Source organism: Acidovorax sp. GW460-11-11-14-LB4 (assembly GCF_059423685.1).
This window is the reverse complement of sequence record NZ_JBWKYJ010000001.1, coordinates 247,160-272,014: the sequence shown is the minus strand read 5'-3', so window position 1 is coordinate 272,014 and position 24,855 is coordinate 247,160. Positions and strand designations below refer to the sequence as shown.

Here is a 24,855-nt window from a genome sequence, read left to right as displayed (position 1 = left end):
GGCGCCCACAGGGCCATGGCAGGGCGGGGATAGCCTGCACCGCGACCGCTACAACAACGCTGCCGCCGTCAGGCAGGCCGGGCCTGACGCAGGCTGCAGCAGCTGCTGGCGGTATTGGCCTGGGGGCATGCCAAACCAGCGCTTGCAGGCCCGAAACAGGTTGCTCTGGTCGCTGAAGCCCAGCTGGTCCGCCACCTCGGCCAGGCTGCGGCGCGGGTCGGCCAGGTATTGGCGTGCCAGCTCGCTGCGGGTGTCGTCCAGCAGTTGCTGAAAACTCACCGACTCTGCCTGCAGCCGGCGCTGCAAAGTGCGATCGGTGAGGTGCAGGCGCGCAGCCACGTCCTCGCGGCGGGGTTCGCCGAGGTGCAGCATGCGCGATATTTCGGTGCGCACCTTGGCGCTGACCAGCGATTGGCCCAACGGGCCCAGTTGTCCCAGCTCGGCCTCCACCAGTTGTTCGTGCAGCGCCCACAGGCTGGGGTTGTGGGTGGGAATGGGTTGCAGCAGGTCGGCTTCGGCCATCAGAAAGCGGTTCACTGGCTGGCCAAAGCGCGGTGGCACGCCGAATGCCGCGCGATGCCGCGTGTCGTCGGCCGGCGCTGGGGTGACCAGCTCCACGGCCAGGGGCGTGAGGTCGCGCCGGGTGAGCCAATCGCACAGCGTCAGCAGGGTCAGCACCGCAAACTCCACCCGCTGTCGCGGTATGGGGCGCGAGGCGCCGATGTGGTTGAGCACCATCCAGTAACCGCGTGGGTCTCGCTCCATCGAGAACGTGGTGGCGTCCGAGATCAGCGCCATGTGCCGGTCCAGGTGCCTGAAGCCTTCGAGAAGGTTGGGCCCCGAGGCCAGTGCGTGGCCGACCAGATCCAGCTTGCCGTAGCGCGCGGCCAGCTGGCGGTCCAGGCCCAGCCCCGGGCGGTCGTAGTGCTGGGCTGCGGCCTCCCACAAGCGGCTGACGCGGTCCACATCCACGCGGGTGTGGGGGTGCTGCAGGCTCTCCAGGTCGATGTCGGCCTGCGCGCACAGGGCTTGCACCGGCAGTCCTTCGGCTGCAAACAGCTCCGCAATGCCGCGCACCCAGGCGGCAGAGCTGGTGCGCTGCGGCAGTGGGTTCATGGGCAGGCCCCTGTCTCAGGGTTTACGCGCGGGTGGTGTTCTGAAGTCACTGTTTTGGTGTGGTTGCGATAGTGGGTTGTGGGCCGGGCGTTTCCACAATCGGCGCCGAGGTCGGTTCCAGGCGCGAGTGTGATGCGTTCTGCAGGCCCGCCCCATTCCTGAAAACCCCGAAGGAGACAAACAACATGGCCTATTTTGCAAAGAGCCTGCGCTGGGGCGCAGCCTGTCTCGCCGCTGTGATGACCACGGCGTGTGGTGGTTCTGGCGGTACGCCGCCCGAACTGCGCGAAACCCGCTATGGCATGGTGCGCGGCACGGATGACAGCGCCACCAGCGGCACTTATGCCTGGAAGGGCGTTCCCTACGCACAACCCCCTGTAGGGGCCCTGCGCTGGCAGCCGCCCGCGGAGCCCACCGCCTGGACGGGCGAGCGCAGCGCCACCCGGTTTGGCAATGCGTGCCTGCAGATGGGCCGCATTTACGGCCCGGGCGCCAACAACCGCTTTGACGACACGATTGGCCAGACGCTCAACACCCCACTGGGCAGCGAAGACTGCCTGACCCTCAACATCTGGCGTCCGGCCACCGCGCAGGATAACCTGCCAGTGCTGGTCTTTATCCACGGTGGTAGTGCCATCTCGGGCTACACCGCCGACCCGGTGTACGACGGCGCCGCGCTGGCCAAGTCGGCCAATGCCATCGTGGTCACAGCCAACTACCGGCTGGATGTGCTGGGGTATCTGCAGTTGCCCGCCCTGCATGCCGGCAACAACGGCAATGGAAGCAGCGGAGGCAGCAGCACCTATACCGGCAACTACGCGCTGCTGGACGTCGTGCAGGCGCTGCGGTTTGTCCAGGGCAACATCGCCCGGTTTGGCGGCAATGCGGGCAACGTCACGTTGATGGGGCAGTCGGCGGGGGCCATCAATGCCTTGGCGCTGCTGGCCGCACCGCAGGCCGCCGGGCTCTTCCACAAATTGGTACCGATCAGCGGCGGGATCTCCTTGGCGTCGAACCTGCCCGCCGGGTCCATCCCCACACTCAACCCGGTCTCCCGCTACGCCACACAGGCCAGCCAGTTGCTGGCGCATCTGGCCGTGGCCGATGGCCTGGCACCTGGCCTGCCCGAAGCCCAGGCCCTGGTGGCCAGCTGGCCCCCGGCGCAGGTGGCCAGTTACCTGCGTGGCAAGGATGCGCGGGTCGTTTTGCAGACGGTGCTGGCAAAGGGGCTGACTGGTTCTGGCCCGATCCCGGACGGTGTGGTGGTTCCGGCCGATCCGATCACGGAGATTTCTGCGGGCCGCTATCAGAAGGTGCCTGTGTTGTCCGGCTACACGGCCGAGGAGGGCAAGCTGTTTGCCCCGTTCCTGGTGCTGCTGGGCGGCAAGCCCGGCATGAAGATCGGCGATGCCGAGCGCTTTGCGATGATGCAGCGCTTTGACCCTGATGTCCCCACCACCCTCACTGCGGCGGACATTCTGGATGCGTCCTACCTGCCGGTGACAGCCCCGGGCACGGGCTACAACGCACGCACCCAGCTGCTGGGCAATGTGTTCATTGGCGCCAGCCGCGACAACCTGCTGAACGCACTGCGCAGCCAGCAGAGCAATGTGTGGAACTACCAGTTCAACTGGGCTCAGCAGCCCGCACCGTGGAACGATGTGTATGGCGCGGCCCATGCGTTCGACCTGCCCTTTGTGTTTGGCAACTTCGGTCCCTCGGTGTTTGCGAAGGCGACCAACAGCGCTGCCAACCAGCCGGGGCGCGTGGCCCTGTCGCGGGCCATGATGGACAGCCTGCGCGCCTTTGTGCACACCGGCGATCCCAACAACGCCACGCTGGGCCAGACCTGGCAGCCGTGGCCCCGCAAGTTCATCTTTGATGCAGACCAGAAGGCGGTACGCCTGAGCGTGCAATGACCCTCGTGCTGCAGATGTCGAACAGACCTCGGCCGAATGCGGGGGGTCAGTGCGCGGCCGTGGCGGCGAGGTATGCGTTCAGCGCCTCGTCGTCCACGATGGCCACGCGCCCGAAGTCCAGCGACACAATGCCCATGCCCTCCAGCGACTGCAGCACCTTGTTCACGGTCTGCCGCGACAGGCCCACGAGCTGGCCCAGCTCTTCCTGCGTGAGGTTGAGCCGCCGGGTGCTGCGCCAGAACAGGCGGCTGAGGTACAGCGCCACGCGGTGCTCGGTGGACTGGGTGCGACCGGCTTCGATGATCGTCATGGCCTGGCCCAGGCGCATGTTCAGATGCAGCACCAGGAACTGGTTGAACGCCAGGCTGGTATCGCGCAGCGTGGCAAACAGCGGCAGGGGCAGGCACAGCAGGGTGGTGGGGCGCAGTGCCACCACGTGGTACCGGCGGGGCTCGGGCTTCATGGCCGAGCCCTCGCCAAACCATTCACCGTCAGGCACGCCGATGAAGGCTGACGACCGGCCCTTGCTGGTGGGGCTCTGCAGCATCACCAGGCCCGACAGCACGGCATGCCAGCCCCGCACGGCGCTGCCGGCGGGCATCATCACCGCGCCCTTGTCGGCCTGCTCGGCAAACACCTCTTCGCGCAGCCGCTCCTGCATGGCAGCAGGCAGGCCCGCGAACCAGGGCTGGGCGGCAATGAATCGTTGGGCAGAAGGGGTAGCGCAAAGCATGGGCCCGATTGTCGCTGCAGCGGTGCCGGCGGTTCAGGGTATTCCCTTGCCCTTTGTCAGTGGGACGACAAGTGTTGGCAGCCATGCCCGCCGGGCGCACACTCCGCTGCGGTTCACGGAGGCCAGCGATAGCGCAACCATGTCGCCGCCGATGCCATGCCAGTGTGGTGGTGCGGCGTGTGCGGGTTCATCCCAGCGGCGTGCGGGGGCACGACGCGGGCGACACCCGGACGCCGATACGCGCGCTACGATGACCGTTCCATTCACTACAACATCCAAGGAGTATTCATGCTGGGCTTGATGCAGAGTCAACCGTTGCTGATTTCGTCGCTGATCGAATTCGCAGAGCGCCACCACGGCGACGCCGAAATCGTGTCCCGACGGGTGGAGGGGGACATCCATCGCTACACGTACCGCGACCTCGCCGCACGTGCCCGCCGCCTGGCCAACGCGCTGGATGACCTGAAGCTCCAGTTCAGCGACCGGGTGGCCACGCTGGCCTGGAACGGCTATCGCCACATGGAGATGTATTTCGGTGTGAGCGGATCGGGCCGTGTGCTGCACACCGTCAATCCACGCCTGCACCCCGACCAGATCGCCTGGATCATCAACCACGCAGAAGACCAGGTGATGTGCTTTGACACCACCTTCCTGCCCCTGGTGCAGGCGGTGCACGCCAAATGCCCCACCGTCAAGAAATGGGTCGCCCTGTGCGATGCCGACAAGCTGCCGGCCGACACTGGCATCCCCGGCCTGACCAGCTACGAAGCCTGGATTGGTGCGCAGTCTTCGGACTACGCGTGGCCTGAGTTCGATGAGAACTCTGCATCGAGCATGTGCTACACCAGCGGCACCACGGGCAACCCCAAGGCCGCGCTGTACAGCCACCGTTCCACCACGCTGCACGCTTATGCTGCAGCGCTGCCCGATGTGATGTGCCTCTCGGCCCGCGACTCGGTGCTGCCGGTGGTGCCCATGTTCCACGTCAACGCCTGGGGCATTCCGTACTCGGCTGCACTCACAGGCTGCAAGCTGGTGTTCCCCGGCCCGGCGATGGACGGCAAGTCCATCTACGAACTCATCGAAGCGGAGAAGGTGAGCTATGCCGCAGGCGTGCCCACCGTGTGGCAGATGATGTTGGGCCACATGAAGCCTGCAGGCCTCAAGTTCTCCACCCTGCGCCGCACGGTCATCGGTGGCTCGGCCTGTCCGCCCGCCATGATCCACGCGTTCAAGGAGGACTACGGCGTGGAGGTGTTGCACGCCTGGGGCATGACCGAGATGAGCCCGCTGGGCACGCTGTGCACGCTCAAGAACAAACACCTCGCCATGTCCAAGGACGAGCAGATGAAGATCCTGCAAAAGCAGGGCCGTGCGATCTATGGTGTGGACATGAAGATCGTGGGTGGCGACGGCAACGAGCTGCCCTGGGACGGCAAGACCTATGGCGACCTGCTGGTCAAGGGCCCCTGGATCGTGGGCAGCTACTTCAAGGGCGAGGGCGGTGACCCGCTGGTGCGCGACGCGCAGGGCAGGGGCTGGTTCCCCACGGGTGACGTGGCCACCATCGACGCCGACGGCTTCATGCAGATCACCGACCGCAGCAAGGACGTGATCAAGTCCGGTGGCGAATGGATCAGCTCCATCGACATCGAGAACATTGCGATGGCCCATCCCGCCATTGCCATGGCAGCGTGTGTGGGTATGCCTCATCCCAAGTGGGACGAGCGCCCCATTGTGGCCGTGGTCAAGCGGCCTGGCGCAGAGGTGACGCGCGAAGCGCTGCTGGCCTTCTACGAAGGCAAGACGGCCAAGTGGCAGATCCCTGACGACGTGGTGTTTGTCGATGCCATTCCGCTCGGTGCCACCGGCAAGATGCTCAAGACCAAGCTGCGTGAGCAGCTCAAGGATTACAAGCTTCCCGGCCTGTGATCAGGGTGGGGCAATGCATGTGCGCGCATCGCTCGCGAGCGCCATTTTTTGCACTGCCCCAGGCTGGTGCGCGCTCGGGGGAGCGCAGCGCCAGTCACGTGTGCGACGCTGGTAGGGGCAATCCCTGAGCATCGCTTTGTTGCAACGCGGTACGCTGCGTTGTGTCGATTTACAAGGAGACAAAAGCATGAAGTTCGCTATTAAGGCTGTAGCAGCCTCGGTAATCTTGGCAAGCGCTGGCGGGGCCTTCGCTCAAAAGGGCGAGACGGTCAAAATCGCCTGGCTCGACCCCCTGTCTGGCCTGATGGCGGCCGTGGGAACGAACCAGCTCAAGAGCTTCCAGTTCATCGCTGAAGAGTTCAACAAGAAGAACCCTGCCGGCGTCAAATTTGAAATCATCGGCATCGACAACAAACTCAGCCCGCAGGAAACCACCAGCGCCCTGCGCTCGGCCATGGACCAGGGTGCGCGCTACGTGGTGCAGGGCAACGGCTCTGGCCCCGCACTGGCCATCATGGACGCGCTCGAAAAGCACAACGCACGCAATCCCGGCAAGGAAGTCCTGTTCCTGAACTACGCTGCCGTGGACCCAGACCTCACCAACAGCAAGTGCAGCTACTGGCACTTCCGTCTGGATGCAGACACCTCCATGAAGATGGAAGCGCTGACGACCTACATGAAGGACCTGCCAGAGGTCAAGAAGGTCTACCTGATCAACCAGAACTACTCCCACGGCCACCAGGTCTCCAAGTTTGCCAAGGAGATGATGCAGCGTAAGCGCCCCGACGTGCAGTTTGTGGGTGACGACCTGCACCCCCTGGCCCAGGTGCGCGACTTCTCGCCCTACATCGCCAAGATCAAGGCGTCGGGCGCTGACAGCGTGATCACCGGCAACTGGGGTTCTGACCTGGCACTGCTGATCAAGGCCGCCAACGACGCGGGCCTGAACAACGTCAACTTCTACACCTACTACGGCTCTGTCACCGGCAGCCCCACTGCCATGGGCTCTGCCGCTGCAGGCCGCGTGTACATGGTGGCTTACGCCCACATGAACCTGCCTGGCCCGCTGAACCAGATCGTTGTGGACTACAAGAAGAAGTTCAACGACGACATGTACACCGGTGCCGTGTACCACGCCTTCACCATGCTGTCCGAAGGTTTCGTGAAGGCCAAGTCCACCGACCCCGTCAAGGTGGCTGCAGCGTTTGAAGGCATGAAGTTCAAGAGCTTCAACGGTGAAGTCGAAATGCGCAAGACCGACCACCAGCTGCAACAGGGCCTGTTCATTTCCAAGTGGGAAAAGGCCGGCGGCAAGTACCCCATCGACTCGGAAAACACCGGCTACACCTTCGTGCCACTGAAGTACTACGAACCCTACGTGGCCAGCACGCCCACGTCGTGCCAGATGAAGCGCCCCTAAATCCGGCGCTGGCGTTTCGGCGCCAGAACTTCGAGGCCCGACGTACTCGGGCCTTTTTTTTCCCTCCGTGATGAAAAATTCCAATGAATCCTGAGTTTTTCGTGATCTCTTTGCTGAACGGCGTGAGCTACGGGCTCCTGCTGTTCATGCTGAGTTCCGGCCTCACGCTGATCTTCAGCATGATGGGCGTGCTCAACTTCGCACACACCAGCTTCTACATGCTGGGTGCCTATTTCGCGTTCACCATCTCCGGGGTGGTGGGCTTTTGGCCTGCGCTGGTGCTGGCACCGCTTGTGGTGTTTGTGCTGGGGGCTGCGTTCGAGCGCTACGCCCTGCGCCGGGTGCACAAGTTTGGCCATGTGCCCGAGCTGCTGGTCACGTTCGGGCTGTCGTACCTGATTCTGGAGGTCGTGCAGCTGGTCTGGGGTCGCTCCACGGTGCCTTACGGCCTGCCAGAGCAATTGCAGGGCCCGCTGTTCTCGCTGTACGGCACGCAGTTTCCCAAGTCGCGTTCGTTTGTGATGCTGGTGGCGCTGCTGATGCTGCTGTCGGTGTGGCTGCTGCTCACACGCACCCGCATCGGGCTGGTGATCCAGGCGGCTCTCAAGTACCCCGAAATGGTGGAAGCGCTGGGCCACAACGTGCCGCGTGTCTTCATGCTGGTGTTTGGTGGCGGTGCCGCGCTGGCGGGCCTGGCGGGCGTGATCGGTGGCAACACCTATGTGACCGAGCCTGCGATGGCGGCGTCTGTAGGCTCCATCATCTTCGTGGTGGTGGTGGTGGGCGGCATGGGCTCGCTCGCCGGTGCTTTCATCGCTTCGCTGTTGATTGGCGTGGTACAGACCTTTGCCGTGGCGCTGGACTACTCGCTGATCCACGTCTTCAAGGCCGTGGGTGTGGCGGTGACCGACCAGACCTTTGGCTATCCCTTGCTCAAGCTCACGATTTCCCAGGTGGCGCCCATCCTGCCGTACCTGTTCCTCGTGCTGATCCTGATCTTCCGCCCCAAGGGCCTTCTGGGCACGCGGGAGGACTGATGCCATGAATTCAACCACTCATCCTGTCTCCAGTGCCACGTCGCACTACCGGTTCAAGCCCTGGAACGTCGGGCGCTTTGTGATCTGGACGCTGTTTGCCGCAGCACTGATCGTGGCGCCCATGCTGTTTCGCAGCAGCCTGGCGCTGACCATGCTCTCGCAGATCGGCTACCTCATCATCATCTGCCTGTCCTACAACATGTTGTTGGGGCAGGGCGGCATGCTGAGCTTCGGCCATGCCGTGTACACCGGTTTGGGTTCGTTCATAGCCATCCACGCCATGAACATGGCAAGCAAAGGCAGCTTCAGCATTCCGCTAGTGCTGATCCCCATCGTGGGCGGGCTGGCCGGGGCCTTCTTTGCCATCTTGCTGGGCTTTGTCACGACCAAGAAGTCGGGCACCACGTTCGCCATGATCACGCTGGGCATTGGCGAGCTGGTGGCTTCGATGGCGCTGATGTTCCCCGAGTTCTTCGGGGGCGAAGGCGGCATCACCACCGACCGCGTGTATGGCCAGTCGTTCTTCGGCATCACCTTCGGTCCTGCCATTCAGGTGTACTACCTGATCGCCGTGTACTGCTTCGTGTGCACTGCGGCGATGTTTGCCTTCACCGGCACACCGCTGGGCCGCATCCTGAACGCAGTGCGCGACAACCCCGAGCGTGTGGAGTTCATTGGCTACAACACGCAGCGGGTGCGCTACTTCGCCTTCATCATTGCGGGCTTCTTTGCCGGCATTGGTGGTGGTCTGGCCACCATCAACTTCGAGATCGTGACGGGTGCTGACAGCCTGAACGTGGTGCGTTCGGGTGGCTACCTGCTGTTCACCTTCCTGGGCGGTGCCACCTTCTTCTTCGGCCCCATCATTGGTGCCGTGCTGCTGGTGCTGGCGTCGGTGCTGCTGTCCGAGCTGTCCAAGGCCTGGCTGCTGTATCTGGGCCTGGTGTTCCTGTTCATGGTGATGTATGCGCCCGGTGGCGTGGCCAGCCTGATCATGATGAACCTGCGCCTGGCCAAGTTCGGCAAGCTCCGCCAGCTGTGGACCTCTTACCTTGCGCTGGGCGGTACTGCCCTGGTGGGTGTGATGGGCGCGGCCTGCATGATCGAGATGACCTACCACCTGCAGCTCAATGCCGCACTGGGGCCAGAGTTGACCTTCCTCGGCGCCACGCTCAACGCCAAGGGCTTTACCAGCTGGTTTGGCGCGGTGTTTGTGATGGTGACGGGCTTTGCCCTGTTTGAACTCTGCCGCCGCCAATTTGTGCGCCAGTGGAGCAGGATCCAGGAAGAAATAGAACATGAAATCAAGCGCGGGGAGGCTTTGTAACCATGGCGGCTGACAACGCAACCTATGCGCTCGAACTGCGCGACCTGCGCAAGAGTTTTGGCAAGACCGAGATCATCCGCGGCGCCAACTTGGCCGTCGCGCCCGGTGAGCGCGTGGCCATCATCGGCCCCAACGGCGCGGGCAAGTCCACGCTGTTCAATCTGATCAGCGGGCGCTTTGCGCCCACCAGCGGCGATGTGATCCTGAATGGCCAGCGCATCAACGGCATGGCACCGTACGAGATCAACCGGCGCGGGCTCTCGCGCAGCTTCCAGATCACCAACATCTTTCCCAAGCTGTCGGTGTTCGAAAACCTGCGGTGCGGCGTGCTGTGGAGCATGGGCTACAAGTACACGTTCCTGCGCTTCCTGTCGAACCTGCACGATGCCAACGAGCGCGCCAAGCAGCTCATGGAGATGATCAAGCTCGACAAGAAGCGCGACACGCTGGCGATGAACCTGACCTACGCTGAGCAGCGCGCGCTGGAGATTGGCATCACCATCGCGGGCGGTGCCAATGTGATCCTGCTGGACGAACCGACGGCCGGCATGAGCAAGACCGAGACCTCACGCTTCATCCACCTCATCAAGGAAGTGACCGAAGGCCGCACGCTGTTGACGGTGGAGCACGACATGGGCGTGGTGTTCGGCCTGGCCGACAAGATCGCTGTGGTGGTGTATGGCGAGGTGATTGCCTTTGACACGCCTGACAAGGTGCGCGCCAACCAGCGCGTGCAAGAGGCCTATCTGGGCTCGGTCGTTGCGGACGAGCAAGGGGCGGGACACTGACATGCTGAAAATCGAAAATCTCCACGCCTATTACGGCAAGAGCCATGTGCTGCATGGCGTGACCTTTGATGTGCAACCCGGTGAAATCGTGGCCCTGCTGGGGCGCAACGGTTCGGGCCGCTCCACCACCGCCAAGGCCATCATGGGTCTGGTGGACTGGGAGGGCACACTCAACTGGAAGGGGCAGGACCTCAATGGCAGGAAGGCCTACGAGATCGCCCACCTGGGGGTGGGTTATGTGCCCGAAAGCCGCGATGTGTTCCCCAACCTCACCGTGCACCAGAACCTGATGCTCGGCCAAAAGGGCAGTGGCAAGAACAGCCGCTGGTCGTTTGACGATATGTACGAGATGTTCCCCCGACTCAAGGAGCGCCAGCACACCGAGGCGGGCGTGATGTCGGGCGGCGAGCAGCAGATGTTGACCCTGTGCCGCACGCTCATGGGTGACCCGGACCTCGTCATCATCGACGAGCCCACCGAGGGTCTGGCACCCAAGATCGTCGAGCTGGTGGGGCAGTACCTGCAGACCATCAAGTCGCGCGGCATCTCGGTGCTGTTGATCGAGCAGAAGCTGACCATTGCCATGAAGATCTCGGACCGCGCGCTGGTCATGGGGCATGGCTCGATCGTGTTCCAGGGCACACCGGACAGCCTGCGGGCCGACAACTACATCCGCAAGGAATGGCTTGAGGTGTGAAGCCCCCTGAGTCGCCTGGCGGCGCCTTCCCCCCATTGGGGGGACGCCCCCAGCGCGGCGGGGCGGCCCTTGCGCGGGGGCGCTGGCCTGCGACGCGCCAGTTTCACCGACTGAGGTCATGGTGAAGCCTGAGAAGCTGCTCCCATGTCGATCTGCAGAGGTGCCCTGTCTTCGGTGGTGCCTCTTTTTTTTGCCTGTCGGAGTGTGCTCTTCAGGGAATGTCTGAAACCCCCTTGTCCCGCCCGGGACAAATTGACACGCCAAATGGGTTTGAAGTCTCTACAATAAAAACGCACGATCGTTCTTTTTCACTTTCCAAGGAACAACAGCACCATGACCGCTGAATACAAAGTCCACGGCTCCGTTGCCGTGATCACCATGGCCAACCCTCCCGTCAACGGACTCGGTCTGGCGACCCGCCAGGGCATCGTGGACGGCCTTGGCCGTGCCAATGCCGATGCAGCGGTCACGTCCATCGTGATCACCGGTGCCGGTGGTGCGTTCTCTGGCGGCGCCGACATCAAGGAGTTCGGCACCGACAAGTCCCTGCAAGAACCCAACCTGCTGTCGGTGATTGCCGCCATTGAAAACTCGGCCAAGCCCGTCGTGGCTGCCATGCACAGCGTGGCCATGGGCGGCGGGCTGGAGCTGGCCCTGGGTTGCCACTACCGCATTGCGGCGCCTGGCTGCTCGATTGCACTGCCAGAAGTCAAGCTGGGCCTGATCCCCGGCGCAGGCGGTACGCAGCGCCTGCCACGCGTGATTGGTGTTGAAGCGGCGCTCAACCTCATCGTGAGCGGCGAGCCCGTCAAGAGTGAAATGATTGGCGCCGTGCCCGGCCAGAAGCTGTTTGACAAGATGGCCGCGTCGGCCGAGTCGCTGGCGGCAGAAGCCCTGGCATTCGCGCAAAGCGTGGCCGATGCCCGCCCGCTGCCCCTGGTGCGCAATTTCCCCTGCAAGCACCCCGAAGGCGATGCGTACTTCCAGTTCGCGCGCAACATGGTCAAGGGCATGGCCAAGAACTTCCCCGCACCCGCCAAGTGCGTGGACGCTGTTGAAGCCGCCACCAAGAAGAAGTTCGCCGAAGGCATGCTGGTCGAGCGCGAGATCTTCATCAACCTGATGTGGACGCCCGAGTCGCGTGCACTGCGCCATTTGTTCATGGCTGAGCGTGCGGCGAGCAAGATCCCTGATGTGGCCTCCGACACCCCCAAGCGCGACATCAAGCTGGTGGGCGTGATTGGCGCGGGCACCATGGGTGGCGGCATTTCCATGAACTTCCTGAACGCGGGCATCCCCGTCAAGATCCTGGAGATGAAGCAGGAAGCCCTGGACCGTGGCGTGGCCACGATCAAGAAGAACTACGAAGCCCAGGTCAAGAAGGGCAAGCTTAAGCAGGACAAGTACGAGCAGCGCATGGCCCTGCTGAGCACCACGCTGAGCTACGACGACTTCAAGGACTGCGACCTCATCATCGAAGCCGTGTTCGAGGAGATGGGCGTCAAGGAAGCTGTGTTCAAGCAACTCGACGCTGTGGCCAAGCCCGGCGCCATCCTGGCCTCCAACACCTCCACGCTTGACGTGGACAAGATCGCAGCGTTTACCAAGCGTCCGCAGGACGTGGTGGGCATGCACTTCTTCAGCCCTGCCAACGTGATGAAGCTGCTGGAAGTGGTGCGTGGCAAGGAGACCGCCAAGGATGTGCTGGCCACCGTGATGGCCATCGGCAAGAAGATCAAGAAGACTTCCGTGGTCTCGGGCGTGTGCGATGGTTTCATCGGCAACCGCATGATCGAGCAGTACAGCCGCCAGGCTGGCTTCCTGCTGGACGAAGGCTGCACTCCCCAGCAGGTGGACAAGGCCATCGAAAAGTTTGGCTTTGCCATGGGCCCGTTCCGCATGGGCGACTTGGCGGGTAACGACATTGGCTGGGCCATCCGCAAGCGCCGCTCCGTCGAGCGCGCCGACATGAAGTACAGCCGCACGGCCGACAAGCTGTGTGAACTGGGCCGCTTCGGCCAGAAGACCGGCGCAGGCTGGTACGACTACCAGGCCGGCAAGCGCGACGCGATCCCGAGCGACCTGGTCAACAAGATGATCGAAGACCACCGCAAGGAGCTGGGCATCACGCCGCGCAAGATTTCGGACGAAGAAATCGTGCAGCGCCTGGTGTTCGCACTGGTCAACGAAGGCGCGCACATCCTGGAAGACGGCATTGCCAGCAAGTCCGGCGACATCGACATGGTGTACCTGACCGGCTACGGCTTCCCCATCCACCGTGGCGGCCCCATGCACTACGCCAGCGAAGTGGGTCTGTTCAACGTGGTGCAGGCCATGGACCGTTTTGCCAAGAACCCGCTGGATGACGCAGCGTTCTGGAAGCCCGCTCCGCTGCTGGCCAAGCTGGCCGCCGAAGGCAAGGCCTTCCAGTAAATAGCCGCGTGCACCCATCTACAGAATCAAAGGAATTCACATGACCTCCGCAGTGATTGTTTCCACCGCCCGCACGCCGCTCGCCAAGAGCTGGAAGGGTTCGTTCAACATGACGCATGGCGCCACCCTGGGCGGCCATGCCGTGCAGCACGCCGTGTTGCGCGCCGGCATTGATGGCGCTGACGTGGACGACGTCATCATGGGTTGCGCCACGCCTGAAGGCGCCACCGGCAGCAACATCGCGCGCCAGATCGCCTTGAAGGCCGGTCTGCCCATCACCGCTTCCGGCGTCACGGTCAACCGCTTTTGCTCTTCGGGCCTGCAGACCATTGCCATGGCCGCCCAGCGCATCATCGCAGGCGAAGCCGATGTGTTCGTGGCCGGTGGTGTTGAAAGCATCTCCTGCGTGCAGCAGGAGATGAACCTGCACATGATCCAGGACCTGGCTCTGGCCAAGCAAAAGCCCGAGATCTACTGGAGCATGCTGCAGACCGCCGAGCAGGTGGCCAAGCGCTACAACATCGGCCGCGAAGCCATGGACGAGTACGGTGCAGGCAGCCAGCAAAAGGCCTGCGCCGCTCAGGCCAACGGCTTGTTTGATGCAGAAATCGCCCCCATCACCGTGACGGCCGGTGTGGCTGACAAGACGCTGGGCCTGATCACCAAGCAAGTGACGGTGAGCAAGGACGAAGGCACACGCGAAGGCACGACGGTGGAGGCCATCAGTGGCCTGCGGTCGGCACTGCCCGGTGGCCTGATCTCGGCCGGCAATGCCAGCCAATTCTCTGACGGCGCCGGTGCCTGCGTGATCACCAGCGAAGAGTACGCCAGCAAGAAGGGCCTCAAGCCCTTGGGCCGGTTCCTCGGCTTTGCGGTGGCCGGTTGCGAGCCTGACGAAATGGGCATCGGCCCTGTGTTTGCCGTGCCCAAGGTGCTGAAGAAGCTGGGCCTCACGGTGCAGGACATTGACCTGTGGGAGCTGAACGAAGCCTTCGCCGTGCAGGTGCTGTACTGCCGCGACAAGCTGGGCATCCCGGCGGACCGTCTGAACGTGAACGGCGGCGCCATCGCCCTGGGCCACCCCTACGGTGTGTCGGGCCAGCGCCTCACAGGCCACGCCCTCATCGAAGGCAAGCGCCGTGGCGCCAAGAAAGTGTGCGTGACGATGTGCATCGGCGGCGGCATGGGCGCTGCGGGCATTTTCGAGGTGCTGTAAACCATGTCCGGGCAGGCCTCCTCGCCACCGCGCACCGGCATCCCCGATGTCGTGGTGTCGCCCGAGGTCTTCCTGGCCATGGGGCGTGAGGTACTGGCATCGCAGCCGTTCAGCATCCTGGTGGGGGCGCGGCTGCATGCCTTGTCGCCCGGGCAGTGCGAGCTGCACCTGCCCGTCACGCCCCAGCTGCTGCAACAGCATGGTTTTGTGCACGGGGGCGTGCTGAGTTATGTGGCCGACAACGCCCTCACGTACGCCGGGGGCACCGCCATGCGGGTGCCCGTGGTGACGTCCGAGTTCAAGATCAACTACCTGCGGCCTGCGGTGGGCGAACTGCTCATCGCCCGTGCGCAGGCGGTGCACCATGGCCGCGCGCAGGCCGTGTGCCGCTGCGATGTGTTTGTGGTGCAGGCGGGCACCGAAAAGCTGTGCGCCGTGGCGCAAGGCACCATTGCCGCACTGCCACCGCGCGATGGCGCAGCGCCGGCCCCTGCGGGCGCCTGATGGTGGCAAGGGATGGGAGCATGTTTCTCCTCACTCCTGGGCCGTTTACTCCTTATTTGATAGCTGCGGGCGCATGATTTATCTGCGCCTGCGGCCGTTTTAATCCTGAAATGCCATGAGCCTACGTCCCACCGTCGATTTCCTGCTCTACCAGTGGCTGGACGCCGAGAAGCTGCAAGCCCGCGAGCGCTTTGCAGACCATTCCCGCGAAACCTTCGATGCCGTGCTCGACACCTCCGAGCGCATCGCACGCGAGAAGTACGCGCCCTTCAACCGCGTGGTGGACACTGAAGAGCCCCGCACCGAGACCGAGCCCGACGGCACGCTGCGTGTGGTGCTGCCGCAGGCCACCTACGAAGCACGGCGCGCCTATGCAGAATCGGGCCTGCTGAGCGCTGCGCAGGACTACGACATTGGCGGCATGCAGCTGCCCTACACGGTGGAGGCGGCGGCCAACAGCTTTTTTGCGGCCGCGTCGATCAGCATTGGCTCCAACCTGCTGACCTCGGGCAACGCCAACCTGCTCATGGTGCATGGCACCGACCTGCAAAAGCAGGTGTTTGCGCTCAACGAATTCAACGGCCGCTGGTCGGGCACCATGTGCCTGTCGGAGCCGCAGGCGGGCTCGTCCTTGTCGGATGTCGCCACGCGCGCCGTGCCGGATGGGGAGGGTTTTGAAAGCGACCCGCTGGGCCCGCGCTACCGCCTCAAGGGCAACAAGATGTGGATCAGCTCGGGCGACCATGAGCTGACCGAAAACATCGTGCACCTGGTGCTGGCCAAGATCCCGGGGCCAGACGGCAAGCTGGTGCCGGGCACCAAGGGCATCTCGCTGTTCATCGTGCCCAAGAAGCTCGTGGATACCAATGGCCAGTTGACCGGCGTGCGCAACGACGTGGCGCTGGCGGGCCTGAACCACAAGCTGGGCTGGCGCGGCACCACCAACACGCTGCTGAACTTTGGCGAGGGCAAGTACCCCGTGGATGGCCAGGCAGGCGCGGTGGGTTACCTGGTCGGCCAGCCCGGCAAGGGCCTGCACTGCATGTTCCACATGATGAACGAGGCGCGCATTGGCATCGGCATGGCCGCCACCATGCTGGGCCTGGCCGGCTACTACGCCAGCCTGGACTACGCCAAGAACCGACCCCAGGGCCGGCCCGTGCAGGGCCCCAAGGACGGCGCGGCTGCCGTGGTCAAGGACGCAGCCCAGCCCCAGGTGCGCATCGTGGAGCACGCGGACGTCAAACGCATGCTGCTGGCGCAAAAGTCGTATGGCGAGGGCGCGCTCGCGCTCAACCTGTTCTGCGCGCGGCTGGTGGACGAGCAACACACGGGCGATGCCGCTGCGGCCGACGAAGCCCGCCTGCTGCTGGAGGTGCTTACCCCCATCGCCAAGAGCTGGCCCAGCGAATGGTGCCTGGAGGCCAACAGCCTGGCCATCCAGATCCACGGCGGCTACGGCTACACGCGCGACTTTCCGGTGGAGCAGTACTGGCGCGACAACCGCCTGAACATGATCCACGAAGGCACCCACGGCATCCAGGCCATGGACCTGCTGGGCCGCAAGGTGCTGATGGAAGGCGGCCGGGGCCTGCAGCTGCTGGCCGGGCGCATCAACGCCACCATCGAGCGCGCCATCCAGGTGCCTGCACTCGCTGCCCACGCCAACGCGCTGGGCAAGGCGCTGCAGGACGTGGGCACCGCCACCAAAGCCGCCTGGGCCACGGGGCAACCGGCCGATGCGCTGGCCAACGCCGTACCGTACATGCAGGCCTTCGGCCACACGGTGCTGGCCTGGGTGTGGCTGGACGTGGCACTGGCCACGCTGGCGGCCGATGCCGCGCTGGCGCAGCCCGCCAGCGTGGGCCGCATGGGCGCCATGCGCTTCTTCTTCCATTACGAGCTGCCCAAGATCGGCGCCTGGCTGCAAGTGGTCAGCACACGCGACGCGAGCTGCGCCAGCTTTCCCGAAGAGGCGTTCTGATGGCGGCTCCGAGCACGTTGCAGCGCTTGCAAAAGCTCATCTGGGTGCTGATCTACGGCGGCCTGCTCACGCTGGTGCTGGGCATTGCCACTGCGCGCACCGACGCATCCACCGGCTGGGTACTGATGGTGGGTGGGGGCGTGGTGGCGGCAGTGGGCGTGGTGCTGATCGCCGTGCGTGCGCGGCTCAAGCCCGACCCCCAGGGCTGACGCTGCGGCACCGCGGCAGCCACCTGGCTGGCCCACTGCGGAGCGGACGCGGCGGCGACACAATGCAGCCTTCTGGCGCCGCACAATGGCTGCCTGTATTCCACCCCCTGGCTGGCGCATTCCAGCGCCGGGCTGTGGTCCGAGAACATCCATCGACTGGCAAAAATCCAAGGAGACATTCACATGACACGCACCATCCAACAACTGTTTGACCTGACGGGCAAGACCGCCCTGGTGACCGGCGGCTCGCGCGGCCTGGGCTTGCAACTGGCCCACGCGCTGGGCGAGGCGGGCGCCAAGATCGTGCTCAGCTCGCGCAAGGCATCTGACCTGGAAGAAGCCACGGCCGACCTGCAAGCCGCAGGCATCGACGCGCGCTGGATTGCCGCCGACTGCGCCAAGGAAGAGGACATCCGCCGCCTTGCCGACGAGACCTTGCAGCGCCTGGGCCATGTGGACATCCTGGTCAACAACGCAGGCGCGGCCTGGGGCTCTCCGGCTGAAGACCACCCTGTGGAGGCCTGGGACAAGGTGATGAACCTCAACGTGCGTGGGTACTTCATCCTGAGCCAGCACATCGCCAAGCACAGCATGATCGGCCGCCGCAGCGGCAGCATCATCAACGTCGCGTCCATCGCGGGCCTGGGCGGCAACCCCAAGGGCATGAACACCATCGCTTACAACACCTCCAAGGGCGCGGTGATCAACTTCACGCGGGCGCTGGCGGCCGAATGGGGCGCGTACAACATCCGCGTCAACGCGATCTGCCCGGGCTTCTTCCCGAGCAAGATGACGGTGGGCACGCTCAAGGCCATGGGCGAAGAGGCGCTGGCCGCGCACGCCCCGCTGGGCCGCCTGGGCGATGATGAAGACCTGAAGGGCCTGTGCGCGCTGTATGCGTCGGATGCGGGCAAGCACATCACCGGCCAGTGGCTGGCGGTGGATGGCGGGGTGAGTATCGTTACTGGAGGGTGAGCATCCCCCTGAGCGGTTGCGCCGCTTTCCCCTTCTCTCGAATCACTGCGCGGTCGGGAAAGGGGACGACGCAATCGCTGCGGGGCGGCCCTTGCTCTGCGTCCCTCGCCTGTGCCGCGCCAGTTGCGACCTACGTTTCCAAAGGAAAAAAACTTGATCAGTTTCGGTGTCGAAATCCCTTTTGTCAGCCACCTCGGCTTCACGCTGCACCGCATGGAGGACGGCGAGTCCGAGCTGCGTTACGAAGCCAAGCCTGAGCACCTGAACTCGTTTGCCGTCACCCACGGTGGCGCGTCGATGACGCTGCTGGACGTGACCATGGCCACGGCCGCGCGCAGCGTGACGCCGGACATGGGTGTGGTCACCATCGAAATGAAGACCAGCTTCATGCAGCCCGCACGCGGGCCGCTGGTGGCCAAGGGGCGGCTGATTCACCGCACGGCCACCATGGCGTTCACTGAGGGCACGGTGTACGACGCCCAGGGCAAGGTGTGCTGCCATGCCACCGGCACGTTCAAGTACGTCAAGCGCCTGCCGGTGGACGGGCGCAATGTGAATGACCTCAAGGTCATCTCCACCGACTGAGTGGGTGGGCGAGGTCGTCAGCAGGTTTTGAAGCCTTTTTGCCTGCAAGCGCAATGAATAAATGCGCTGGCAGCTATCAAAAACATAGTATTGAATTTTCTGAAGGAGCTTTCCATGCCACGCAACCAACAAATCGTTCTCGACAACCGCCCCCAGGGCGAAGCGGTGGCCAGCAACTTCAAGCTGGTCGCCACCGACACGCCCCCGCTGCAGGACGGCCAGGTGCTGGTGCGCCACCACTACCTGAGCCTGGACCCCTACATGCGCGGCCGTATGAACGAGAGCAAGAGCTACGCCGCATCGCAGGCGCTGGGCGAAGTGATGATCGGCGGCACCGTGGGCGAGGTGGCCGAGAGTAAGCACCCCAAGTACGCCGTGGGCGACAAGGTGGTGGGCATGGGCGGCTGGCAGGAATACAGCGTGGTCAATGCCGACCAGCCAGGCGCGCTGCGCAAGGTGGACACCACCCATGTGCCGCTGTCGCACTACCTGGGCGCGGTGGGCATGCCCGGCGTGACGGCCTGGTACGGCCTGGTCAAGATCATTGCGCCCAAGGAAGGCGACACCGTGGTGGTGAGTGCCGCTACGGGCGCCGTGGGCAGCGCCTTTGCCGCATTGGCCAAGGCCCGCGGCTGCCGCGCGGTGGGCATTGCAGGTGGTGCCGACAAGTGCAAGTACGCGGTGGAAGAGCTGGGCTTTGACGCCTGCATCGACTACAAGGAACACAGCGACGTGCGCGCCATGTCCAAGGCGCTGAAAGAAGCCTGCCCCAACGGTATCGACGGCTACTTCGAGAACGTGGGCGGCTGGATCATGGACGCCGTCATGCTGCGCATGAACGCCTTCAGCCGCATCGCCCTGTGCGGCATGATCGCCGGCTACGACGGCGCACCGCTGCCCATGGCCAACCCCGCGCTCATGCTCATCAACCGCATGAAGGTCGAAGGTTTCATCGTCAGCGAGCACATGGAAGTCTGGCCTGATGCCCTCAAGGAGCTGGGCACGCTGGTCGGCACCGGCAAGCTGCGCCCGCGCGAAACCATTGCCCAAGGCATTGCCGCCGCGCCCGAGGCCTTCCTGGGCCTGCTCAAGGGCAAGAACTTTGGCAAGCAACTGGTCAAGCTGATCTGATGATGCTGAAGTGGACCTGGGCCCGCTTCGATGGCCTGGGCGTGCATGCGCTGCATGACGCCCTGGCCCTGCGCTGCAAGGTGTTCATCCTGGAGCAGGGCCCCTACCAGGACCCGGACGAAGCGGACAAAAAGTCCTACCACCTGCTGGGCTACGACGAGGCGGGTGCGCTGCAAGCCTGTCTGCGCGTGGTGGACCCGGGCGTGAACTACCCCGAGCCCTCCATTGGCCGCGTGGTCATCGCCAAGGAGGCGCGCGGCAACGGCACAGGCCGGGCGCTGATGCAAGAGGGCATTGCCCGCTGCAGCCAGGCGTGGCCGGACCGGGGCATCCGCATCAGTGCGCAGGCGCACCTGCGGGGCTTCTACGGCAGCCTGGGTTTTGAGGCGGTCTCCGATGAATACCTGGAAGACGATATCCCGCACATTGAAATGCTGCGAAAGGCGGGCTGACACAGCCGCAGCCCCTTCGACCATTCACACAGCCCACCCGTGAAGGAGCCGACATGACCTTGCCCACCGCCACCCTGGCGCGTACCCATGACGTCTTCAACCAGAGCACGCCGTGGGCGGATGTGAACCTGTTCACCACCAACCAGCCGCTGCAGGACGCGCTGAGCTTGCATGCACCTGGCCTGGGTGTGGAGGGCCTCACCGCGCTGGGCGCCGAGATGGGCTCGGCCGAGATGCTGACCCACGCGCGCCTGGCCAACACCCACAAGCCCCAGCTGCGCACGCACGACCGCTTTGGCCACCGCACGGATGTGGTGGAGTTCCACCCCAGCTACCACGCGCTGATGGGCGCCGCGCTGCGCCACGGCCTGCATGCCACGCCCTGGTCGCGCCAGGACACGGGTCATGCGCATGTGGAGCGCGCGGCGGGCTTCATGCTGTTCACCGAGGCCGAGCCCTCGGTGCTGTGCCCCGTGTCGATGAGCTACGCCGTGACCCCGGCACTGCGAGGCAATTCAGCCGTATGGGCGGACTGGAGCAAGGGTTTGGCAAGCACGCAGTACGACCCGCGCCTGGCGCTGTTCTCGCAGAAATCCGCGCTCACCATGGGCATGGGCATGACCGAGAAGCAGGGCGGATCGGACGTGCGTGCCAACACCACACAGGCTGTCCACGACGGCGACGATGCCTGGGGCGCGCGCTACCGCATCACCGGCCACAAATGGTTTTTCTCGGCGCCCATGTGCGATGCCTTCCTGATCCTGGCGCAGGCGCCCGGCGGGCTCACCTGCTTCTTCCTGCCGCGTGTGTTGCCCGATGGCGGCGAAGGTGCGGTCAACACCATTCGCATCCAGCGCCTGAAAGACAAGCTGGGCAACCACGCCAATGCCAGCTCCGAGGTCGAGTTCATCGGCGCGATGGCCTGGCGCGTGGGCGAAGAGGGCCGGGGTGTGGCGCAGATCCTGGAGATGGGCACCATGACGCGGCTGGACTGCGCGCTGGGCACCAGCGGCCTCATGCGGCAGGCGCTCAGCATTGCGCTGCACCACACGCGCCAGCGCTCGGCCTTTGGCAAGAAGCTGATTGAACAGCCACTGATGCGCAATGTGCTGGCCGATTTGGCGCTGGAGAGCGAAGCCGCCACCGCACTGTCAATCCGCCTGGCCAGCGCCTTCGACAAGAAGGCCACCAGTGAGCACGAAGCCGTGATGGCCCGCCTGCTCACGCCCGTCGCCAAGTTCTGGGTGTGCAAGCGCGGCAGCGTGTTTGCGCAAGAGGCCATGGAATGCCTGGGCGGCAACGGCTATGTGGAGGAGGGCGGCGAGGGCGTGATGGCTCGTATCTACCGCGAGATGCCGCTCAACTCCATCTGGGAAGGCGCGGGCAACATCATGGCGCTGGATTTGATGCGCGCCGTGCGCCGCGCCGACACCGCTGCCGCGCTGGACGCCGAACTGGCACCCGCACGCGGCGCCCACCCGGCGCTGGACCGTCTGGCCGGTGCACTGCCCCTGCGTGTAGACGCCATGACCACCGAGGCCGAGGCCCGGCGACTCGCCCAGGATGTAGCGTTGGCAGTGCAGGCGGCCCTGTTGCTGCGCAGTGCGCCCGGCACAGTGTTCCGCGCGTTTTGCGACTCGCGCCTCTCCGGTGACTGGGGCTACAGCTTTGGCACGCTGGGCGCGGGTGTCAACCTTGACGCCATCTTGGACCGTGCACTTCCAGCCTGAGCCATCCCACAGAATTTTGCGGAGAAACCCATGTCCCACCTCATCCTGCACCACTACCCCTCGTCCCCGTTTTCCGAAAAGATCCGTGCGGTGCTCGGCTTCAAGCAGCTGGCCTGGAAGTCCGTCATCATCCCCAGCGTCATGCCCAAGCCCGATGTGGTGGCGCTGACCGGCGGGTATCGCAAGACGCCGTTCTTGCAGATCGGCGCCGATATCTATTGCGACTCGGCCCTGATCTGCGATGTGCTGGAGCATGAGCATCCCGAACCCGTGCTGTATCCGCCGCACCTCAAAGGCGTGTCGCGCGTGTTTGCGCAGTGGGCCGACACCACGCTGTTCTGGGCTGCCATGGCCTACAACCTGCAGCCCAAGGGCGCCGCCGTGTTGTTTGCCAACCTGCCGCCGGCGGCCGCGCAAGTGTTTGGCGAAGACCGCCGCGAGATGAGCGCGGGCATGCAGCGCCTGCGACCGGCCGATGCCACGGCCGCCTACCGCTCGTACCTGCGGCGCATTGCGCACATGGCCGAGGAACACGACTTCCTGTTCGGCGCCGAGCCTTGCCTGGCCGACTTTGCGGCCTACCACCCGCTGTGGTTCACGCGCCAGTGTGTGCCCGTGATGGCCGACATCTTTGCCGCCACACCCGCCGTGCTGGAGTGGATGGACCGCATCGCTGCGCTGGGCCACGGCCGCATGGAGAAGTTCAGTGCTGCCGACGCCATCACCGTGGCCGCGGGCATGGAGCCGCTGCCGCTGACCGACGATGTGTTCCAGGACGAGCACGGCATCCCGCTCGGCAGCCAGGTCACGATTGCCGCCGAGAGCTTTGGCACCGAGCCCACGGAAGGTGAGCTGATTGCCGCGACCCGCACCCGTTACACGCTGCGCCGTACCGATCCGCGCGCGGGCACGGTGCACGTTCACTTCCCCCGCATCGGCTACGTGCTGCGGCCGGTGACGTCGGCGTCCTGAAAAACGGCAGCCTTTTGATCGCATTGCGCCCGATGCGCTCTGCGCGTTCGGGCGGCGTTGGTCGAAGCTATGTGTCGGCATCAGAGCCGCCCCGTGTTTCACGACCGCACCCCATCATCCATCGATAACCCCTAGGAGACAAAAAACATGATCGACAACTTTGCTGGCAAAACCGCCGTCCTCACCGGCGCAGGCTCGGGCTTTGGCCTGGAATGCGCGCGCATTGGCGCCCGCCTGGGCATGAACCTGGTGCTGGTCGATGTGCAGCAGGACGCGCTCGACGCTGCAACGGCCGAGATGCAGGCCGCAGGCGCCCAGGTGCTGGCGCGCAAGGTGGACGTGTCGAACGCCGCCCAAATGGAGCAACTCGCCGCCGACGTGCAGCAACGCTTTGGCGCACCGCACCTGGTGTTCAACAACGCAGGCGTGGGCGCGGGCGGCCTGGTGTGGGAAAACTCGGTCAAGGACTGGGAGTGGGTGCTGGGCGTGAACCTGTGGGGTGTGGTGCACGGCGTGCGCCTGTTCACCCCCATGATGTTGGCAGCGGCCAAGGCCGACCCCACTTGGCGCGGGCACATCATCAACACCGCCAGCATGGCGGGCCTGCTGGCAGCGCCCAACATGGGCATCTACAACGTGAGCAAGCACGCAGTGGTCAGCCTGTCGGAGACGCTGTACCAGGATTTGTCGCTGGTCACTGACCAGATCGGCGCCAGCGTGTTGTGCCCGTTCTTCGTGCCCACCGGCATCAATCAAAGCCACCGCAACCGCCCCGGCGACCTGCCTGCCGAAAAGCCCACCAAGAGCCAGCTCATCGGCCAGGCCATGAGCGACAAGGCCGTGGGCAGTGGCAAGGTGACTGCTTCCGAGGTCGCGCAAAAGGTCTTCGACGCCGCCGCCCAGGGCCAGTTCTACATCTACAGCCACCCCAAGGCCCTGGCCTCGGTGCAGACGCGCATGGAAGACGTGATGATGGGCCGCAACCCCACCGACCCGTTTGCCGCCAAGCCCGAGTTGGGTGCACAGTTGCGGGCAGCGCTGAGGGCTGATTAAGCCAGAGGCGCTTGATTTACATGTCCTGAATGCTATTCAAAGAGTAGCAAATGGCCGCAGAGCTGCACGCCAACGACACGGCGCACCGCCCCACAGGCGGCTATGCGCTGTTCCCCACGGCCATTGGCCACTGCGGCATTGCATGGCGGGGGGCGCTGCTGGTGGGGGTGCAGTTGCCGGAAGACGCGGGCGAGGTGGCAACGCGTGCCCGCATGCAGCGCCGGTTTCCGCAGCTTGCCGAAGGTGCGATGCCACCCGATGTGGCAGCCTGGGCAGCACGCGTGGTGGCCCTGCTTGAAGGTGCGCAGGACGACCTGCGTGACGTGCCCCTGGCGCTCGACCCCGTGCCTCCCTTCCACGCCCGCGTGTACGAGCTGGCCCGCCACATTCCACCCGGCAAAACCATGACCTATGGCGAGATGGCTGCCGCATTGGGCGAGCCGGGTGCTGCGCGTGCCGTGGGTCAGGCGTTGGGCCACAACCCGTTTGCGCCTGTGGTGCCGTGCCACCGTATCCTGGCTGCAAACGGCAAGACAGGCGGTTTTTCGGCCGGTGGCGGCGCCACCACCAAGATGCGCATGCTGGAGATCGAGGGCGCGTTTGCGCACGAGACCCTGGCGCTGTTTGCACCCAGGGGCTGAA

General features: G+C 64.5%; 22 protein-coding genes. 20 read left to right on the top strand and 2 right to left on the bottom strand.

The annotated features are described in order from the left end of the window. Window positions 1-48: 48 nt before the first annotated feature. Window positions 49-1,116, bottom strand: a complete 1,068-nt coding sequence (locus AC07X4_RS01200) for an AraC family transcriptional regulator (RefSeq protein ID WP_056746266.1) — start codon at window positions 1,114-1,116, stop codon at window positions 49-51. Between the two features lie 185 nt (window positions 1,117-1,301). Between AC07X4_RS01200 and AC07X4_RS01195 the strand changes: the two genes are divergently transcribed. Then, complete coding sequence (locus tag AC07X4_RS01195; RefSeq protein ID WP_494738982.1) at window positions 1,302-3,035, top strand: carboxylesterase/lipase family protein; 1,734 nt, start codon at window positions 1,302-1,304, stop codon at window positions 3,033-3,035. A gap of 46 nt (window positions 3,036-3,081) precedes the next feature. On the opposite strand, the gene AC07X4_RS01190 is transcribed toward AC07X4_RS01195, so the two are convergent. Beyond that, on the bottom strand, window positions 3,082-3,768 hold the full coding sequence (locus tag AC07X4_RS01190) for a Crp/Fnr family transcriptional regulator (RefSeq protein ID WP_494738981.1): 687 nt from the start codon (window positions 3,766-3,768) through the stop codon (window positions 3,082-3,084). 288 nt (window positions 3,769-4,056) lie between these two features. On the opposite strand from AC07X4_RS01190, the gene AC07X4_RS01185 reads away from it, so the two are divergent. The 19 genes from AC07X4_RS01185 to AC07X4_RS01095 all read left to right on the top strand — a co-directional run bounded on the left by AC07X4_RS01185 (window position 4,057) and on the right by AC07X4_RS01095 (window position 24,854). Next, on the top strand, window positions 4,057-5,700 hold the full coding sequence (locus AC07X4_RS01185) for a 3-(methylthio)propionyl-CoA ligase (protein WP_288850563.1): 1,644 nt from the start codon (window positions 4,057-4,059) through the stop codon (window positions 5,698-5,700). A gap of 187 nt (window positions 5,701-5,887) precedes the next feature. Beyond that, window positions 5,888-7,120, top strand: coding sequence for a branched-chain amino acid ABC transporter substrate-binding protein (locus tag AC07X4_RS01180; RefSeq protein ID WP_108499645.1), 1,233 nt, complete (start codon window positions 5,888-5,890; stop codon window positions 7,118-7,120). An 83-nt stretch (window positions 7,121-7,203) separates the two neighbouring features. Then, complete coding sequence (locus tag AC07X4_RS01175; protein WP_056063520.1) at window positions 7,204-8,157, top strand: branched-chain amino acid ABC transporter permease; 954 nt, start codon at window positions 7,204-7,206, stop codon at window positions 8,155-8,157. Between the two features lie 4 nt (window positions 8,158-8,161). After that, on the top strand, window positions 8,162-9,484 hold the full coding sequence (locus tag AC07X4_RS01170; RefSeq protein WP_056746259.1) for a branched-chain amino acid ABC transporter permease: 1,323 nt from the start codon (window positions 8,162-8,164) through the stop codon (window positions 9,482-9,484). A 2-nt stretch (window positions 9,485-9,486) separates the two neighbouring features. Then, window positions 9,487-10,272 (top strand): ABC transporter ATP-binding protein, encoded by a 786-nt coding sequence (locus tag AC07X4_RS01165; RefSeq protein WP_015014388.1) that lies wholly within the window; start codon window positions 9,487-9,489, stop codon window positions 10,270-10,272. A 1-nt stretch (window position 10,273) separates the two neighbouring features. Continuing rightward, the gene (locus tag AC07X4_RS01160) at window positions 10,274-10,969 is read left to right on the top strand and encodes an ABC transporter ATP-binding protein (RefSeq protein ID WP_494738980.1); all 696 of its coding nucleotides are present in this window, start codon (window positions 10,274-10,276) and stop codon (window positions 10,967-10,969) included. Between the two features lie 333 nt (window positions 10,970-11,302). Then, entirely contained in the window at window positions 11,303-13,402 is a 2,100-nt protein-coding gene (locus tag AC07X4_RS01155) for a 3-hydroxyacyl-CoA dehydrogenase NAD-binding domain-containing protein (protein ID WP_121942754.1), read from the top strand. Between the two features lie 40 nt (window positions 13,403-13,442). After that, window positions 13,443-14,618, top strand: coding sequence for an acetyl-CoA C-acyltransferase (locus AC07X4_RS01150; protein WP_056063507.1), 1,176 nt, complete (start codon window positions 13,443-13,445; stop codon window positions 14,616-14,618). Window positions 14,619-14,621: 3 nt separating this feature from the next. Continuing rightward, the gene (locus AC07X4_RS01145; RefSeq protein WP_494738979.1) at window positions 14,622-15,122 is read left to right on the top strand and encodes a PaaI family thioesterase; all 501 of its coding nucleotides are present in this window, start codon (window positions 14,622-14,624) and stop codon (window positions 15,120-15,122) included. A 115-nt stretch (window positions 15,123-15,237) separates the two neighbouring features. Beyond that, a complete protein-coding gene (locus tag AC07X4_RS01140; RefSeq protein ID WP_494738978.1) occupies window positions 15,238-17,106 on the top strand; it encodes an acyl-CoA dehydrogenase in 1,869 nt (622 codons plus the stop codon). Beyond that, window positions 17,106-17,315: a hypothetical protein gene (locus tag AC07X4_RS01135; protein WP_494738977.1), complete on the top strand. Its 210-nt coding sequence runs from the start codon at window positions 17,106-17,108 to the stop codon at window positions 17,313-17,315. The genes AC07X4_RS01140 and AC07X4_RS01135 overlap by 1 nt, the downstream gene beginning before the upstream one ends. Before the next feature lie 183 nt (window positions 17,316-17,498). Next, window positions 17,499-18,290, top strand: coding sequence for an SDR family oxidoreductase (locus AC07X4_RS01130; protein WP_056063500.1), 792 nt, complete (start codon window positions 17,499-17,501; stop codon window positions 18,288-18,290). A 153-nt stretch (window positions 18,291-18,443) separates the two neighbouring features. Beyond that, complete coding sequence (locus AC07X4_RS01125) at window positions 18,444-18,875, top strand: PaaI family thioesterase (RefSeq protein ID WP_056063497.1); 432 nt, start codon at window positions 18,444-18,446, stop codon at window positions 18,873-18,875. Between the two features lie 114 nt (window positions 18,876-18,989). Then, window positions 18,990-20,006, top strand: a complete 1,017-nt coding sequence (locus AC07X4_RS01120; RefSeq protein ID WP_494738976.1) for an NADP-dependent oxidoreductase — start codon at window positions 18,990-18,992, stop codon at window positions 20,004-20,006. After that, window positions 20,006-20,458 (top strand): GNAT family N-acetyltransferase, encoded by a 453-nt coding sequence (locus AC07X4_RS01115; RefSeq protein ID WP_494738975.1) that lies wholly within the window; start codon window positions 20,006-20,008, stop codon window positions 20,456-20,458. Before AC07X4_RS01120 ends, AC07X4_RS01115 begins: the two co-directional genes overlap by 1 nt. Window positions 20,459-20,511: 53 nt before the next feature. Next, complete coding sequence (locus tag AC07X4_RS01110; protein ID WP_494738974.1) at window positions 20,512-22,188, top strand: isovaleryl-CoA dehydrogenase; 1,677 nt, start codon at window positions 20,512-20,514, stop codon at window positions 22,186-22,188. 30 nt (window positions 22,189-22,218) lie between these two features. Then, a complete protein-coding gene (locus tag AC07X4_RS01105) occupies window positions 22,219-23,160 on the top strand; it encodes a glutathione S-transferase family protein (protein ID WP_494738973.1) in 942 nt (313 codons plus the stop codon). A gap of 147 nt (window positions 23,161-23,307) precedes the next feature. After that, window positions 23,308-24,213, top strand: a complete 906-nt coding sequence (locus tag AC07X4_RS01100; RefSeq protein ID WP_116750020.1) for an SDR family oxidoreductase — start codon at window positions 23,308-23,310, stop codon at window positions 24,211-24,213. 50 nt (window positions 24,214-24,263) lie between these two features. Continuing rightward, a complete protein-coding gene (locus tag AC07X4_RS01095) occupies window positions 24,264-24,854 on the top strand; it encodes a methylated-DNA--[protein]-cysteine S-methyltransferase (protein ID WP_494738972.1) in 591 nt (196 codons plus the stop codon). Window position 24,855 lies beyond the last annotated feature (1 nt).

What these genes read in the sequence shown, in the direction of transcription:
- AC07X4_RS01200 (WP_056746266.1), bottom strand. Translation starts at nt 1,116, where the DNA reads ATGAACCCACTGCCGCAGCGCACCAGCTCTGCCGCCTGGGTGCGCGGC.
- AC07X4_RS01110 (WP_494738974.1), top strand. Translation starts at nt 20,512, where the DNA reads ATGACCTTGCCCACCGCCACCCTGGCGCGTACCCATGACGTCTTCAAC.
- AC07X4_RS01195 (WP_494738982.1), top strand. Translation starts at nt 1,302, where the DNA reads ATGGCCTATTTTGCAAAGAGCCTGCGCTGGGGCGCAGCCTGTCTCGCC.
- AC07X4_RS01105 (WP_494738973.1), top strand. Translation starts at nt 22,219, where the DNA reads ATGTCCCACCTCATCCTGCACCACTACCCCTCGTCCCCGTTTTCCGAA.
- AC07X4_RS01160 (WP_494738980.1), top strand. Translation starts at nt 10,274, where the DNA reads ATGCTGAAAATCGAAAATCTCCACGCCTATTACGGCAAGAGCCATGTG.
- AC07X4_RS01135 (WP_494738977.1), top strand. Translation starts at nt 17,106, where the DNA reads ATGGCGGCTCCGAGCACGTTGCAGCGCTTGCAAAAGCTCATCTGGGTG.
- AC07X4_RS01120 (WP_494738976.1), top strand. Translation starts at nt 18,990, where the DNA reads ATGCCACGCAACCAACAAATCGTTCTCGACAACCGCCCCCAGGGCGAA.
- AC07X4_RS01150 (WP_056063507.1), top strand. Translation starts at nt 13,443, where the DNA reads ATGACCTCCGCAGTGATTGTTTCCACCGCCCGCACGCCGCTCGCCAAG.
- AC07X4_RS01185 (WP_288850563.1), top strand. Translation starts at nt 4,057, where the DNA reads ATGCTGGGCTTGATGCAGAGTCAACCGTTGCTGATTTCGTCGCTGATC.
- AC07X4_RS01165 (WP_015014388.1), top strand. Translation starts at nt 9,487, where the DNA reads ATGGCGGCTGACAACGCAACCTATGCGCTCGAACTGCGCGACCTGCGC.
- AC07X4_RS01130 (WP_056063500.1), top strand. Translation starts at nt 17,499, where the DNA reads ATGACACGCACCATCCAACAACTGTTTGACCTGACGGGCAAGACCGCC.
- AC07X4_RS01170 (WP_056746259.1), top strand. Translation starts at nt 8,162, where the DNA reads ATGAATTCAACCACTCATCCTGTCTCCAGTGCCACGTCGCACTACCGG.
- AC07X4_RS01180 (WP_108499645.1), top strand. Translation starts at nt 5,888, where the DNA reads ATGAAGTTCGCTATTAAGGCTGTAGCAGCCTCGGTAATCTTGGCAAGC.
- AC07X4_RS01190 (WP_494738981.1), bottom strand. Translation starts at nt 3,768, where the DNA reads ATGCTTTGCGCTACCCCTTCTGCCCAACGATTCATTGCCGCCCAGCCC.
- AC07X4_RS01115 (WP_494738975.1), top strand. Translation starts at nt 20,006, where the DNA reads ATGATGCTGAAGTGGACCTGGGCCCGCTTCGATGGCCTGGGCGTGCAT.
- AC07X4_RS01095 (WP_494738972.1), top strand. Translation starts at nt 24,264, where the DNA reads ATGGCCGCAGAGCTGCACGCCAACGACACGGCGCACCGCCCCACAGGC.
- AC07X4_RS01145 (WP_494738979.1), top strand. Translation starts at nt 14,622, where the DNA reads ATGTCCGGGCAGGCCTCCTCGCCACCGCGCACCGGCATCCCCGATGTC.
- AC07X4_RS01155 (WP_121942754.1), top strand. Translation starts at nt 11,303, where the DNA reads ATGACCGCTGAATACAAAGTCCACGGCTCCGTTGCCGTGATCACCATG.
- AC07X4_RS01140 (WP_494738978.1), top strand. Translation starts at nt 15,238, where the DNA reads ATGAGCCTACGTCCCACCGTCGATTTCCTGCTCTACCAGTGGCTGGAC.
- AC07X4_RS01100 (WP_116750020.1), top strand. Translation starts at nt 23,308, where the DNA reads ATGATCGACAACTTTGCTGGCAAAACCGCCGTCCTCACCGGCGCAGGC.
- AC07X4_RS01175 (WP_056063520.1), top strand. Translation starts at nt 7,204, where the DNA reads ATGAATCCTGAGTTTTTCGTGATCTCTTTGCTGAACGGCGTGAGCTAC.